Source organism: Lactobacillus selangorensis (genome assembly GCF_001437205.1).
Taxonomy (GTDB): domain Bacteria; phylum Bacillota; class Bacilli; order Lactobacillales; family Lactobacillaceae; genus Paralactobacillus; species Paralactobacillus selangorensis.
On record NZ_JQAZ01000005.1, the window covers coordinates 113624 to 128152 of the forward strand.

The following is a 14529-nucleotide window of genomic DNA, read 5'->3' on the forward strand; positions in this document are numbered from 1 at the left end:
ATCAAAGGAGATTCATTATGGAATATCAAACATTCACAAACGGCGTCAAAATTCCCATGTTAGGTTTCGGGACTTATGAAATTCCCAGTGACACAGTCGGCCCGTTGATTCAAGACGCGCTCGACACTGGTTATCGTCATTTTGATTGTGCCCATCTGTATGGCAACGAAAAAGCCATCGGTGAAGCATTGACCAAATCGAATGTCGCCCGGAAAGATTTATTCATTACCTCAAAAGTCTGGAACACCGATCAAGGCTACGATAAGACCCTCAAGGCTTTCCAACAATCACTGGATGACCTGCAGCAGGATTATCTCGACCTGTATCTAATTCACTGGCCAGACGCCAAGAATTTCCAGCTGACCTTGGACACTTGGAAAGCGCTGGAAAAGATCTATGCAGACGGCAAAGCACGTGCCATTGGGGTTTCCAACTTCTCAGAAGATCAATTGACTGAACTCGCTAAAACAGCCACTGTTAAGCCAATGGTCAATCAGATTGAACGGCATCCGTACAAGGTTCAGAAGGCACTTGGTGATTTCGACGCCGCCCACCAGATTGTCAACGAAGGCTATTCACCACTTGGCCATGGTCACGCCATGCTGAATGACCCCGTTCTCGTCGATTTAGCCGCCAAATATCACAAGACAGCCGCACAAGTCGTCCTCAGATGGGACATCGACACCAATTTCGTCGTCTTCCCCAAGTCCTCAAAGCCTGAACGCATCAAGGAAAACTTCGACATCTTCGACTTCAAGCTCGAACCAGCCGACATCGACCGTATCAATGCTTTGGACCAAGATAAACATTTGAATTATTAACAGGACGCAAAAAGCCAAGCGAAAAATTACTTGGCTTTTTTTTGATGACATCCATTCATTTACCGTGCCGAATACCGTGCCGAAAAATGATTCTGCGCAATAAATTCTGATTCGATTTTAATTTTCTGGACCGGTTCGTCGGCGGCGATGACCATTTGAAAGGCTTGCCGACCTAACCGGTCAAAATGATGATCAATCGTCGGAATACCTAGAATCATCCCCGACATTTGATGTTCCTGTCCGATCAGCACCGGCACTTTTAACTGATGATCCAGATAATACTGCCGTACCGCAGCCGCAACATCATCGCCATTCGTAAAAATACTGTCCAAGTGCGGCAATTGCGCCAATTTAGCCGCCGCCCGGTACCCGTCTTCAGGCGTCGTCACATCCGCAATGACCTGATCCGCTTGCGGGAGCCGTCCGTACACTTCCTGAAAGGTTCTCACAGTACTGCTGCTGGTTGCGCTGACTTGCGAATTGCGGCTGAATAGAAAACCCACCTGCTGGCAATGATGCTGCTGCAACCATTCAAATGCGGATCGATAAGCTGGCGCCCGATCCGAATAAACGGCATTGATTTGATGCTCGCCCGGATCCCAGCAGCAGACGATTGTCCCGTACTGGGTATATTTCTCCAGTTGTGTCAGCGAAATCCGCTGCGAGGTGAAAATCAAACCGTCAAATTCCTTGCGGCGCAGCTGTTCCAGATAATGATTTTCCAATTCACGGTCATATTCGGACGGCAATAAAACGACGTTATAGTGCGTCGTCACGGCAGCCGCAATGACACCTTTTAAAATTTGCGCAAAGTACGGATGGCGCACATGCGGCAGAACGACACCGATTTTGTTGGTGGCACCGCGACTCAGATCTTGGGCCACGCCATTCGGCACATAGTCCAGTTCGTCCATCACCGCTTCGATCTTCCGCCGTGTTTGCGGCGCAACCCGCCCTTTGTGATTCAGAACACGTGACACTGTCGAAATCGCATAGCCGCTGATACGGGCCACATCACGGATCGTTGCCATCTTAACGCCTCCCCTGATTGATAAAATGTTTGATGGCATAACCGACACCATCTTCATCATTTGACTTGGTAATGAAATCACCCTGGGCTTTAATCGCCGGCAAGGCATCGTTCATCACAATTGCTCGTCCCACTTCGGCAAACATCGGCAAATCATTGTAGCTGTCGCCGAAAGCAGCCGTTTCAGCCTTCTCTAGATGTGTTTGATGCAGCACATAGCGGATGCCGCGTGATTTTTTAGCCTGCTGACTGGTGATTTCCAAATAGGCCTCACCAGTCTGCTGGATACTGACGCCCTGCAACCCCACCCCATTCATAAACGTCTTTAAATGTGCCAGTTCATCCGGATCAAAAGTGATCAGCATAATTTTGAACACCACCCGGCTCGGATCGGCAAAATAGTCGGCGTAACTGATTTTAGCTGCTGATTGCTGAACCAGTTTTTCTTCGAAACGAATCAACCGATCCACTCGTTCCGTATACCAATGCTGCAAATCATAAAAACTGACACTGACGTGCGGAAAATGTGTCCGCACCAATGGCAATATTTGCCAGACTGTCTGCAGGCTGATCGGATTCTGATCGATCACCTCATAGTCGGTGCCATTCGGCTTGAAAATCAGACCGCCATTAAATGCAATCTGTTCCGTCCGCAAACCCAACTTGTCGATCGCACCTTGCATCTCTCGCGGCGCACGTGCCGATACCAGTGTAAACGGCAATTTGCTGTCACGAATAATTTCCGCATTACGATCCGACAAACGACCCTGACTATTTAATAAGGTGCCGTCCATATCTGAAAAAAGATGTTTGATTGTCATATTCCCGTTCTCCTATCTCTAACCTGAATTCAGTATAGAGTGTCGAACGCGTTCGACGTCAAATCTTTTTTCGAAAATAAATGACTTTCTGTTTTTTTTGACTGCTGGTTTTATCTAATTATATCAAAAATGAAAAAGAGCCTCTCAAATGCAGCGATTTGCATTTAGGGGACTCTTTTTTAAGATACCTCTGGACGAGCTTAGATCCAAGCCGGCTGGGCGCCGTCTGTATTGGGTTTATCGATCCCGATGCTGTCATTTTCGTATAAACGCGGATCCTTGATGATCTTAACGATCAGATCGGCCACACTCTGGCGAGAGACCTCGGTGCCCTTGAAAGCATCGTGGCTGCCTGTCAATTCATAATCGATCTCATTGTAATCCGTCAACCAAGCCGGACGAATTTCAGTTGTGTCGATGTTCGCCGCAGCGTCGAGCAATTCAGCCGATTTTCTGAAACCAGGCAAATAATCAGCAATCGCCTGTTCATTCCATGCGCCGAACTTGCCAGGAACTTCATGCCGTGCCCCTAACGCACTGAAGAAAATCAGCCGTTTGACACCGGCCTGTGTCATCGCCGTCAAAATCGCCTGTGTGCTCTTTGCCAAATTAACGCCGCCGACATTCGAATAGACCAAATCAACATTTTGCATGGCTTGAGTTAAAGCCGCTACTGATTCAGTATTGCCGTCGATCAGCTCAACACGTGGGTTGTCGGCAAATTGCTTTAAGCGCTGCGGATTCCGCAAATACAGTTTTAACTGATCAGCCGTTTCTTTCAGCAAACGGTTCGTGACGATTTGGGCAGTCGCCCCATGTGCACCTAAAATTAAAATTGTTTTCATGTGAAGTGAACTCCTTTTTTGAATGATTGCATTCAGTTTAAGGGGCGGCGCCAGTAATGTAAAATACGGATATTTGATGATTCAGTATAGTTAAAATGAATAGTTTACATGGACACGCCATTTTCAGCATTCAAATCAGCATTTCATTATTTTTATGCGTCAACTTGTTTTAAAATAAAGGCAGCTTGTAAAAAAGGATGAGGATCTTGAATCACTTTCAGAAATGGTGGGGCACGCCCCAAAAACTAACCAGCCGAGTGCTCAATCGACAGATATCATGGCTGGAATTATTCTCCGATTTGGCCTACGTGGTCATGCTGCATTCGCTAATCATCAGCTATGCACCGCATTACCCAACGACCGGTATTTGGAAATTTGCACTGTTTTTCATGCTGGTCTTTTATATCTGGTATAACTTCATGACCTATTTCGACCTCCATGGCGATCGCAACGCCCGCACGACGGTCATCACGTTGGCCCAACTTGTTGCCGTTCTGGCCCTGACAACGCGTTTTCCGCTCGTCTTCAAAGGGCAGCTGCAAGGATTCATTGCGATTTATTTATTTGTTCAAATCCTAATGCTGTATGTGTGGATGCTCGTCGTTCACATCGACCCCGACCATCTTCAATCGTCATGGGTCTACTTTGTGATTGAATGGGCCGACTTCTTCATTTTGATTGCCGCCTTGTGGGTTGCAAATCCGCAGCTTAAATTGGACCTGCTGATTTTCGTCATCTTTGCGAAATACTGCATTCTGCCCATTGACAGCCCTGAGATGACAGCCGAAATGAACCGGCGTCATCTTCCAATCGTTGCCTCCGAATCATCGGAAGAACGTTTCGGTCAATTTGCAATGATTCTATTTGGGGAAGCCATTGCGCTGGTTACCGAACCATTGATGGGCCAAAGCAGCTGGCACGCCATCCTGGTGTTCGCCGTTTTTATGCTGAACATTATTTTATTATGGTGGCTCTACTATGCCTTTATGAACGATGTGACTGTTTCAGCCCAACATTTCCTAGTCATTGAAGCGTTCCATCTTTTAAACGTCCTCTTTACGCTGGCACTAGCCATGATGCTGCTCTTTATGTACCTGCTGCTCGAAGAACCGACGCAGCCCGAACTGCTTGGTTATACGGTCTTCATGGACTTGACCGTGGTGCTGGTCTTTATTATGAAAGATTATGAAATGCGGCGCTTTAAAACCACGACTACAATCGAATCCATCCTGTTGATGCTTGTCAGTCTGCTCGCCTTCAAACTGCCTTATCTCGGGATGATTGGCTTGTTGAACCTAGTGCTGATTGGCATCATCTTTATGAAAGAACGGCAGCAAGTTTTGGCACAATAAAAAATGACCCTTTTCGGGGTCATTTTTATTTAGTCGTTTTCTTTCAGCCAGTGATCGAGCACGTCGATAAATTCATCATGCTGGTCTAACAGCGCCAAATGACGGCTGTTCTGGAATAGATGCCACTTGCAGCCAGGAATATGATCATAAACCGACTTGGCAATCAGCGGTGTGCACAGGTCATCGGTCCCATTGGTCATTAAAACAGGGACATGAATCTTGTAGAGCTGATCAGTCAATTCGAAATCGCTGATTGAGCCGTTTTCGGTAAATTCATTCGGTCCTTCAGCAATCAGGCTGGCCCGTTTGCCGTTCGTCGGACGCCGCAAAGGTTCCGGCGAGTTTTCATCGGGATCATCCCAGCAGTAGCGTTCCATGTAACGATCGTTTGCCGCCAGATATTTCGGGCCGGTAAAATCACCCGTCCGTTCGGCTTCGGCGATTGCTTTCCGATCTTCATAACTTAAATAAGTAATTAGGCGATGCTGTTCTTGCGTCCACAATTTGATTGAAGCCGGCGAGCCATCGATCATGACACTCTTGACGCCGGTCTGGTCATATTGTGTCAGATACAGCATTTCAAGCATGCCGCCCCATGACTGACCCAGCATATGTATTTCATCCAAATGCAAGTATTTCCGCAGGGCAATCAGTTCTTCCGCCCAAGTCTCCTTGACGTAGACACTTTCGTCCTCTGGCAAGGAAGACTTGCCGCAGCCGACCTGATCGTACATGATCAGCTGGCGTCCGGTGGCGGCATAATCATCGAGTAATTCGAAGTAATTATGCGACGAGCCTGGGCCGCCATGGATTAAAAGCAGCGGTGCTTTGCCAGGCTGGGCTTCACCAACGATGCGGTAGTACGTCTGGTAACCATGGAATGGCATGTAGCCTTCTTCAATTTTCATAGCGAACACTCCTTTTTCTGGTATTAGAGCTTATTGTACGCTTTGAATTGAAGGGTCACAATATGAAAATTTTGATAATGGTTTACAACATATGACGCCGTTTGAACATCAGGATCATCCACACTACGAAAAACAGCGAAATACCGATTACCAGCAGCCACGCTGAAGACACATTTGAAAACGGTAATTTCACATTCATTCCATAGAACCCCGTCACGATGGTCGGAATTGCCAGGACCAACGACCAGATCGTCATAAACTTCATAATCCCATTCAAATTGTTATTGAGGACATTATTGAAGGTATTCGAGATACGATCGGTGACTTCCGTTTCGGTCGCCGTCATTTGGGCCACCTGCTTGGCCTCGACTAGGACATCGTCGAGCCGTTCTTGATCGACGGCATCCAATTGCTCGCCGAAGTGGGCTTTCGGCATCGCCCGCAATAAAATCTCATTATTATTCGTCGCACTAGTGAAATAGGCCAGACTTTGGGCCAAATGTGAGAGCCGATGCAGATTTTCATTGGTCGTCTGCTTGTCGAGCAGCTGGTCGAGATCGTTGCGTGTCGCCGTAATCTCCTCCAGCGCCGGAATAAATTCATCGCTCATTTTCAGCAGCGCCATCAATATGCAGTTGGCATAATCGGTGATTTCGGCATTGTTTTCCAAAGCGGCGAAATCGCGATTGACCCGTTCGATGTTGCGTACGTTGAACGTAAACAGATAATTTCCCTGATAAATAAGGCTGATTGGGGCCGTTATATAATGGACATCATCGGCATCAATCCGATACGGCACGTGATAAACGAACAATTCTGATTGTTCGAACAAATCGTAATCATAGTTCGTCCGTTCGTTAGGATCCAACGCATATTTCAAAATTTCATCCGTCAAGCCGTAGTCTGCTTTCAATTTAGCCACTTCGTCAGCAGTCGGAGCCGTGATTTCAATCCAGCTGGTATCCGTAGCGATCGCCGGCATCGTATGAACAGTTATCATGTTTGAGCACACCCATTTCGTCACAAGATTCTCGTCCATCTTACAATAGTTGCGAGCCATGCGCAAAAAGAGCTCGCAACTGGCCGCAATTTTCGGTACGATAGAAGCTGAGAAAAGGAGACTTATCATGGCGATCAAATTAACCGAATTTAAATATTATCTCTCGTTAGTCAAAACCCGCAATAAGTTGGAGGGCGTTCAATTTCAAGGCCATGCCGATCCGGTCCAGCTGGATGAAGCCAAGCAGGCCTGTGCCCAGCAGAAACAGCGTATCGATACTATTCAAGCGTTGGATGCCCATTTCAGCGCCCATTATCACGTCGAATCCGTTGTGGTCGACTCACAGAACGAAATCGTCCGCTTGATTCTAGCACCGCAGGACTATGCGACGTTCGTTGCCCATGAAACGGCGGCCAATCCAGTAACGGCGATTCCAGATGAAGTAACTGAAAAAGGCAGCTTCGAAATTATCATCGGCGATCAAGCGCATCTTGGCACTTGTTTAACCCATTTACTGCACAAGCCGCTGCCGCTTGAATTACCGACGACGTTTTTCAAAGTGACCCCAACAGCTTTCGCCAAAACGGTGGCGTAATATAAAAAGGCGCCTCAGTATTTTGCTGAGGCGCCTTTTGTATTACTTGCGAACGACCATTACCGAAATCGGTGTGTTCTTCACCATATAAGCTGCTTGACTGCCTAATCGCTGCGGCAGGCCGTTCTTCTTTGCTTTCGAGCCGATGACCAAGAGATCAGGATGAACTTGCGGAATGACCGTTTTAACGATTGTTTCGCCGGCATCCCCTTCTGCCACAAAGACACGGACGTTTTTAACGCCGGCATCCAGTGCCTGCTGCTGATACTCCCGAATGTGCTTATCAAGCGCATCTCGTTTGCCATGGACATAATCTTTGTCCAACGCTTGATAAACATTCAAAGTATCGTCTTCGAGCACCGAACAGATAATCAATTCGACATCATCCCGAATAGCCCGATGAATCGCATACTTAAAGGCTTTGATTGCATCCTCAGAATCGTCGACGCCAACTAAAATCTTTTCAAAATAAGGTTTCATCGTTATTCAGCCTCCCCATTCTGTTGGGCTGCTAAGCGTTTATTGCTGTTATACAATTCAATTGTTGTCCAAGCCAGCAAAATCAGGACGACCACGATGGCGGTATAAGCAATCATGTGCGCCGTTTGTGTTTGTGCAGCGGTGATGTGGTCGCCGTAGAATCCGGCGATCGCATCCGGCAGACTGATCATGTTCAAGAAGGTCAGTCCAATGACAGATGCCCAGCCGCAGAGTTTGACCCAGAAAGTATTTTTAAACCGATTGCCCATTTCGACTTTGCTGTCGGTCATCATCAACAACGGCAGCATCGAGAACGGCAAGGCAAACGCCAGAAAGACCTGTGAATTGTTCATCAAATTGTTGAGCGCAATATGCTGATTGATATCACTCTCGCCGGCCGTTGTAGCCACACAGAACAGCACTGGAATGACGGAAATAACACGAGTCACCAAGCGCCGCATCCATAACGGCATCTTCATGTGGATGAAACCTTCCATAATCACCTGTCCGGTTAATGTCCCAGTAATGGTTGAATTCTGGCCGGAAGCCAATAATGCAACGGCGAACAAGGTCGATAAGATACCTGTTTTGGCCACTTTGATCAGCAGCGGATTGCTGAGCATGCTGCCATTCTGCAAAGCGTCGTACAAACCGAAGAAGGACGGGTCCTTGACGGCACCGGACTTGAAGACGGCAACCCCCATAATCAGCAGCAACGAATTAACGACAAATGCAGCTGACAACTGGATGTTCGAATCCCAAGTTGTAAACCGAACGGATTGAGCAATGGAATCTTCATCCTTATGGTTGATCTTGCGGGTCTGCGAAATTGCAGAATGCAAGTACAAATTATGCGGCATCACAGTCGCACCGATGATGCCCAGTGCACCGGATAAGGGGGTCATCCCGGCAACGGACGGATGAGTCGCAAAGGTCTCGCCCGTTGGCAGATAACCGGCAAAAACGGCGGCCCAGTTTGGATGGGACAACGCCACTTGGTAAGCAAAGACGAATAAAATAACCAGAATTAAACTCACGACCAGTGCTTCGATTTTACGAAAACCGATTTTCGTTAATAATAGCAAGACTAAAACATCCAAAACAGTAATCAGCACTGAAATCATCAGCGGAATTCCAAATAATAAGTACAGTGAGATTGCGGCCCCAATGACTTCCGCAATATCAGTCGCCATGATCGCCAATTCGGTCATGATCCATAAAATAATTCCCAACGTTTTACTCGTGCGGGCCCGAATGGCTTGTGCCAAATCCATTTGACTCACGATGCCCAGTTTAGCCGCCATATATTGCAATAACATCGCGATTAAACTCGACAACAGAATAACAGACATCAGCAAGTAACCGAAGTTCTGCCCACCAGTAATTGAAGTCGACCAGTTCCCTGGATCCATGTACCCGACAGCGACTAGCGCACCAGGTCCAGAATACGCAAGTAAGGTTCGCCAAAACCCTTTTCCCTTTGGAACCTTGACAGTCCCGTTGATCTCTTCGAGTGATTTACCGTTTGCATAGTGAATCAGCCCCGACGTGCGGTGTCCTTCCGCATCATGTGTTGCAGCCATAAAATGACCTCCTTTTTCGCTTTAATCATTTTTAGCATAGACTTAATTTTTTGTTTTGAAAACCCCACTTTTATTATAATAACGCCTTATTTATTTCTGTAATCGCTGACAATGTGTCTGTTGCAACAATAAAAAAAAATAAAAAAATTTGGTGTTCCTAAACTTTTTCCACATCGGTCATTACAAAATCTCTATCATCCATCAAAAAAGTTATTCGGGAGTCCCATTTTTTTGATGCTGGACCATCAGTTTCACCAGCCGTTTGGCTAACTGCGGATCATGAATGTGCTCTAAACCGCCTAATGCTGTTTCTAACTCAGTTGCTGAACAGTGCAACGCATCGGACAAAAATAATTGCCAGAGCTGCCGATTCTTAAGAATCGCCTCAGCCTTGTCACGACCAGCTTTTGTGAGTGTAATCGAACGCTGATACTTTGGATGGATTACAAAACCGTCCGCCTGCAATGCTTGAATCAGATAAGTGGCACTGGCCGCCCGCACTTTAAAAATCGTCGCTAAACGACGAATCGTTACCGTTCGTTGTTGTGTCTGCAACTGATAAATCACCCGTAAAAAATCTTCCCGAATCGGATTCATTTTGTTCGCCCTCCTCCAATTGTTGGCTCCATTATTATCATAAGCAGAGAACTAGTTGACTGCAACAGAAAATTTAGATGCAGCTAATTTATATATTTTGTGTGCCGCATAAAAGGGCTGGTGCTCAACTGAGCGCCAGCCCTTTTATCTAGTCTGCCTGCCAAGCAGCACGAGTTAGCTTGGTAAAATGTTCAACAATGGTTTCAGCCAGATACGGATTCGGCATCTGGCCAATCGTGCGATCGTAACGATAGCCCTGTTTTGCTTGTGCCCGTTTGGATTGTTCATTACCATCTTTGTAGCCGCACCAAATTGCCGCTAAATGCAGCGTTTCAAAGCCATAACGATCAACGGCTGCGATGGCTTCTGGCGCTAATCCTTGTCCCCAGAACGGTTCGCCTAGCCAGTAGCTGATTTCGGCGGTACCAGGCTGCATAAATGATTTGCCGCCGCCTTCTGCAACCAGCTCCAATCCGATGAGGCCGATTACATGATTCGGAGCGTTTTTTAAAGTAATTGCAAAAATATGCGGCCGCATAAAGTATGCGGCAATATAATGCCGTGAATCGGCGACACTCGTATGGACCGGCCAGCCGGCAATCGGACCAACGTGCGGATTCTTAGCGTATTGATAAACACTCGCTGCATCGCTTAATTTGAATGGCCGTAAAATCATTCGTTGGGTCGTTAATGTAGTCATGATGAAGGACTCCTCTCATTGTTTTTGTCATCATTGGTCAGCAATGATCGGTCCAGAAAACGATACAAAAAAACAGAAGGTGAACTTATTTCACGCTTCTGCTGCAAACGCAGAAGAACGTCCCCTTTTAAGCACCCATTTAGCTGTGCCCACCGCAAAAAGTGCGCACAAATCGACAATCTAGATCGATCTAAATTGGTTTCTTAAAAATTGGGGCCTCCTCTGCGAATTGATATTCTGCTGCTGTATTTCTTTTTAAAATAACAAATTGCTAAAATAATGTCAAGCACGCTGCCGACTGATCAGCATCAGACAGCCCTTGACCAGCAATGACAATGCCAAGCTGATGCCAAAGGCGATACCGACCAAAGTTAGGTCCTGCAAGAGCGTCAGGGGCCCAAAGCCAAGCAAAGACTGGAAAACGAAGGCGGCGGTAAACACCGTGACAACACTGACGATCCCCAATAAGACTTTGAGCCGGTTATACGGGTTGCAGATGCGCAGCAAACTGAACAGACTGCACCAAATGACGAGATAAAACATCAGCGTCGTCCGCTGATTGGCCGCCAGCGGCAGTGCGTGCGACAAGCTCAGAAGGCCGCCAACTCCCAGCGTAATGGCGATGGCAAACGGTAATGCCTGCCCAAACGCAAACCGCAGCGGCTGTTTCTTGACCGGATTCGTATCCTGACTGAACTGTAGGAAAAAGGTCGGATAACCTTCAATCAGTGTATCTGTCAACGTAATTTCAATCGGCAAAAATGGATACGGAACGTTCAAAACGACACACACCAGCGACAGCAGCAACGAATAGATGACTTTGACGAAAAAGAGACTGCTGACACGAGTGACAATGTTGACGACCCGCCGGCCTTCTTTAATCAGTGCCGGCAAAATACCGAAGTCATCATTCAGCAAAACGAGCTGCGCAGCCTGTTTGGCCGCCGGACTGCCGCCGTTGATGGCAATACTGCAGTTGGCAGCTCGCAAGGCCAGCACATCATTTACACCATCACCGACCATTGTTACTGTATGGCCTTTATCCTGCAGGGCTTTAATCAGCGCCTGCTTCTGATTCGGGGTAACCCGCCCAAACACATTATTATCTTGGGCCGCCACTTCAAGGTCATGCTGTGTCGTAATTTGCGACATGTCGACTAATTGATCGGCATTTTTAATGCCGGCATGGGCCGCCACTGTCGAAATGGTAAACGGATTGTCGCCGGAAATAATCTTAACGTTGATGTGCTGGGCATTGCAGTAATCCAATACCTCATGAACATTCGTCCGAATTTTGTCGTTAAAGGTAATCACCGCCAAAACGGTAGCTTGCGCTGGGTCAATTGTTTCCGCATCCGGTGCCAAATACCCGACACAAATTAGACGTTTGCCCTGCTGCTGGGCCGCCAGTACCTTTGTGGCAATGCCGTTTGTTGTCGTCTGCTTGAATTTTTCCGGTGCTCCAGTAATAATCGTGCCTAGATCGGCAAAACTGACGGCACTCCACTTCTGTTCAGACGAAAACGGGATTTTGCCCGTGACATCCCATTCATTCAAAGTACCGAAATATTCTTTCAATGCTTTATAAGTCGAATTATTATCATCAGTTGCTCCGATAAAATTCTGGAGCACCTCTTTCAGCGAGTAGGGAAAGGCCGGCTGTGGCACTTCATGGACGGCGGACACTGAAATTTTGCCTTCAGTGATTGTGCCGGTTTTATCCAGACACAAGACATCGGTCCGAGATAATGCATCCAGTGCATAGAGATCATGGACCAAAACGTGCTTGACCGACAGCCACATCGCACCGGCGATAAAGGAGACCCCTAGCAATAACTGGACCCCAATCGGCATAATGCCCAGCAAAGCCGTCGCCATATTGAGAATCGTCCGGTTAAAAGATGCCCCCCGGACAAAATAAGCTTGCACAAATAAAATAACACCTAACGGCAGCATCAGCATACTAGCCAAATGATTAAAATGCTGCATCGATTGTAAAATCGGCGACGTTTCGCGTTTACTTTCTCGTGCCCGCAAAGTCAGCTGCGTAGCAAAATTATCCTTGCCGATCCGATTGATGCGTGCATAAGCTTTGCCGCTGACAACAAAACTGCCGGACAAGACTTGCGCCCCGACATTTTTGGTAATCGGATCGACTTCTCCCGTCAGCAACGCCTCGTTCGCAAATAATTGGCCGGAAATGACGATTGCATCGGCACTAATCTGATCGCCGGCTGTCAGTTCGATCACATCATCAAGCACTAATTGCTCCGGCTCCAAACTGACCGTTTTCCCATTGCGCCGTGTTCGGACCTTGTCATTGGATAAAATGGCCAGCTGATTGGTCATCCGTTGGGTTCGCCACTCTTGAACGATTCCGCTGATGATATTGAAACTGACCACCACGAGGTAGAGCAGATTGATATAAGCCCCCGTTAAGGCAATCAGGACCCCAATGCCGAACTGGAAGAAATTAAGCCATGTAAACAGATTCCGCCGAATAATCGTGCCTAAACTTTTTTGACCGTTTTCAGCGACTTGATTGTCCAAGCCCTGATTACGCTGGGCGGCGACTTGTTCGTCCGTCAGACCCGCTAATTCAGCTTGGTTCTGAGTTGTTTGATCCAATTGTTGTGGTCCTCCTCTCTTTCAGCAGTCCCATCCAATCAAAATTATTGAAACTTCACAATCGAACGTGCCACTTGGTAACCCTTTTTAGTCGCCCAGCTGCCCAATTTAGTCGGCAGATACGTCAGGCCGCAAAGACGGTGATAGCGCAACCGCCGGTATAAGTACGGTGAACGGTTCTTCGCATAGTCCCACAAATCCTTGCGTTTGGCCATGGCGTCGGGTGTCCCGATCATCAGCAGCAAGACCGATGAAATCGACATTACTGACGAAATATTGCGCTCCATGCACATCGCCAGCTTCGGATGCGGCATCGTATAAATGTTGGTCACATCGATCATCATTTTGGTGACTCGCAGCTGCTGGTCGATACGCGCCATCATATTTTTCGTCGTTGTCGATTGGTCGTCACGTCCGATAAAATAACGATACAAGTCGACATCTAGATAACAGATTGTTTCCACAAACGGCAACGGCTGATAGGCAAATAAATTATCTACGTAGAACGTATGTAGCGGCAGCTGCACCCCGCTTTTTCGAATCACACTCGTTTTGAAAATCTGCGCATGCATGATCAGATATTGTGTAATGCCGAACCGCCCCATGTCATCCCAGCCGCAAATCCGGCCATTTTTGAACACCTTGCGGTAATTGACCACATACGGAGCGGTCCCGGTCTTTTCGTAGACATAGTTGCAGACAATCATGTCGACATTGGTTTTGGTGGCTTCCCAATGCTGAATATGTTTCAAAACCGTCTTGAGTGATTTAGCATCCAGCCGATCGTCCGAATCGACGACTTTGAAATACTTGCCAGTGGCGTTGCGAACGCCCGTATTGACGGCACCCCCATGGCCTTCGTTTTCCTGATTGATCACCTTGACGATCGTCGGATATTTGGCCGCATATTCATTGGCGATTTCTTCCGTTCGATCTGTCGAGCCATCGTTGACGACAAGGATCTCGACATTCTCCCCACCAACTAGCAGACTATCAAGGCAGCGGCCAAGATAATCTTCGGAATTGTAGCTGGGTACTGTAATGGTCAGATACTTCACTTTAATTTATCTCCCTAAGCAGGAATCCACACATTCCATGTGAACTCGTGATACATAAATTTTTCCACTAAAAATGCCGTTTCACCGCCGTACAACAATGGCATTGAAATA

General features: G+C 47.3%; 14 protein-coding genes. 3 read left to right on the plus strand and 11 right to left on the minus strand.

Going from position 1 to position 14529, the window contains the following annotated elements:
- Window positions 1-17 precede the first annotated feature (17 nt).
- On the plus strand, window positions 18-821 hold the full coding sequence (locus IV40_RS07665; protein WP_057770173.1) for an aldo/keto reductase: 804 nt from the start codon (window positions 18-20) through the stop codon (window positions 819-821).
- 59 nt (window positions 822-880) lie between these two features.
- Here IV40_RS07665 and IV40_RS07670 read toward each other — a convergent pair whose 3' ends face one another.
- The 3 genes from IV40_RS07670 to IV40_RS07680 form a co-directional block, all read right to left on the minus strand.
- The gene (locus IV40_RS07670; RefSeq protein ID WP_057770175.1) at window positions 881-1852 is read right to left on the minus strand and encodes a LacI family DNA-binding transcriptional regulator; all 972 of its coding nucleotides are present in this window, start codon (window positions 1850-1852) and stop codon (window positions 881-883) included.
- Window position 1853: 1 nt separating this feature from the next.
- On the minus strand, window positions 1854-2672 hold the full coding sequence (locus tag IV40_RS07675) for an HAD family hydrolase (protein WP_057770177.1): 819 nt from the start codon (window positions 2670-2672) through the stop codon (window positions 1854-1856).
- Window positions 2673-2872: 200 nt separating this feature from the next.
- Window positions 2873-3517, minus strand: a complete 645-nt coding sequence (locus tag IV40_RS07680; RefSeq protein WP_057770180.1) for an NAD(P)H-binding protein — start codon at window positions 3515-3517, stop codon at window positions 2873-2875.
- A 206-nt stretch (window positions 3518-3723) separates the two neighbouring features.
- Between IV40_RS07680 and IV40_RS07685 the strand changes: the two genes are divergently transcribed.
- The gene (locus IV40_RS07685; protein WP_057770182.1) at window positions 3724-4869 is read left to right on the plus strand and encodes a low temperature requirement protein A; all 1146 of its coding nucleotides are present in this window, start codon (window positions 3724-3726) and stop codon (window positions 4867-4869) included.
- A gap of 29 nt (window positions 4870-4898) precedes the next feature.
- On the opposite strand, the gene pepI is transcribed toward IV40_RS07685, so the two are convergent.
- Together pepI and IV40_RS07695 are read right to left on the minus strand one after the other, a co-directional pair.
- A complete protein-coding gene (gene pepI, locus IV40_RS07690; protein WP_057770184.1) occupies window positions 4899-5777 on the minus strand; it encodes a proline iminopeptidase in 879 nt (292 codons plus the stop codon).
- 82 nt (window positions 5778-5859) lie between these two features.
- Entirely contained in the window at window positions 5860-6777 is a 918-nt protein-coding gene (locus IV40_RS07695; protein WP_057770186.1) for a magnesium transporter CorA family protein, read from the minus strand.
- 127 nt (window positions 6778-6904) lie between these two features.
- On the opposite strand from IV40_RS07695, the gene IV40_RS07700 reads away from it, so the two are divergent.
- Window positions 6905-7372 (plus strand): hypothetical protein, encoded by a 468-nt coding sequence (locus IV40_RS07700; RefSeq protein WP_057770188.1) that lies wholly within the window; start codon window positions 6905-6907, stop codon window positions 7370-7372.
- Window positions 7373-7414: 42 nt separating this feature from the next.
- Here the strand turns inward: IV40_RS07700 and IV40_RS07705 are convergent, their stop codons facing one another.
- The 6 genes from IV40_RS07705 to IV40_RS07730 form a co-directional block, all read right to left on the minus strand.
- Window positions 7415-7852 carry a universal stress protein gene (locus IV40_RS07705; RefSeq protein WP_057770191.1) on the minus strand — a complete coding sequence of 146 codons (438 nt, stop codon included), beginning with the start codon at window positions 7850-7852 and terminating at the stop codon, window positions 7415-7417.
- 2 nt (window positions 7853-7854) lie between these two features.
- On the minus strand, window positions 7855-9435 hold the full coding sequence (locus tag IV40_RS07710) for an Nramp family divalent metal transporter (protein WP_057770194.1): 1581 nt from the start codon (window positions 9433-9435) through the stop codon (window positions 7855-7857).
- Window positions 9436-9645: 210 nt separating this feature from the next.
- Window positions 9646-10032, minus strand: a complete 387-nt coding sequence (locus tag IV40_RS07715; RefSeq protein ID WP_057770196.1) for a metal-dependent transcriptional regulator — start codon at window positions 10030-10032, stop codon at window positions 9646-9648.
- Between the two features lie 148 nt (window positions 10033-10180).
- The gene (locus tag IV40_RS07720) at window positions 10181-10732 is read right to left on the minus strand and encodes a GNAT family N-acetyltransferase (protein ID WP_057770199.1); all 552 of its coding nucleotides are present in this window, start codon (window positions 10730-10732) and stop codon (window positions 10181-10183) included.
- 282 nt (window positions 10733-11014) lie between these two features.
- Entirely contained in the window at window positions 11015-13360 is a 2346-nt protein-coding gene (locus tag IV40_RS07725; RefSeq protein WP_057770202.1) for an HAD-IC family P-type ATPase, read from the minus strand.
- Window positions 13361-13404: 44 nt separating this feature from the next.
- Window positions 13405-14418: a glycosyltransferase family 2 protein gene (locus tag IV40_RS07730; RefSeq protein ID WP_057770205.1), complete on the minus strand. Its 1014-nt coding sequence runs from the start codon at window positions 14416-14418 to the stop codon at window positions 13405-13407.
- Between the last annotated feature and the right edge of the window lie 111 nt (window positions 14419-14529).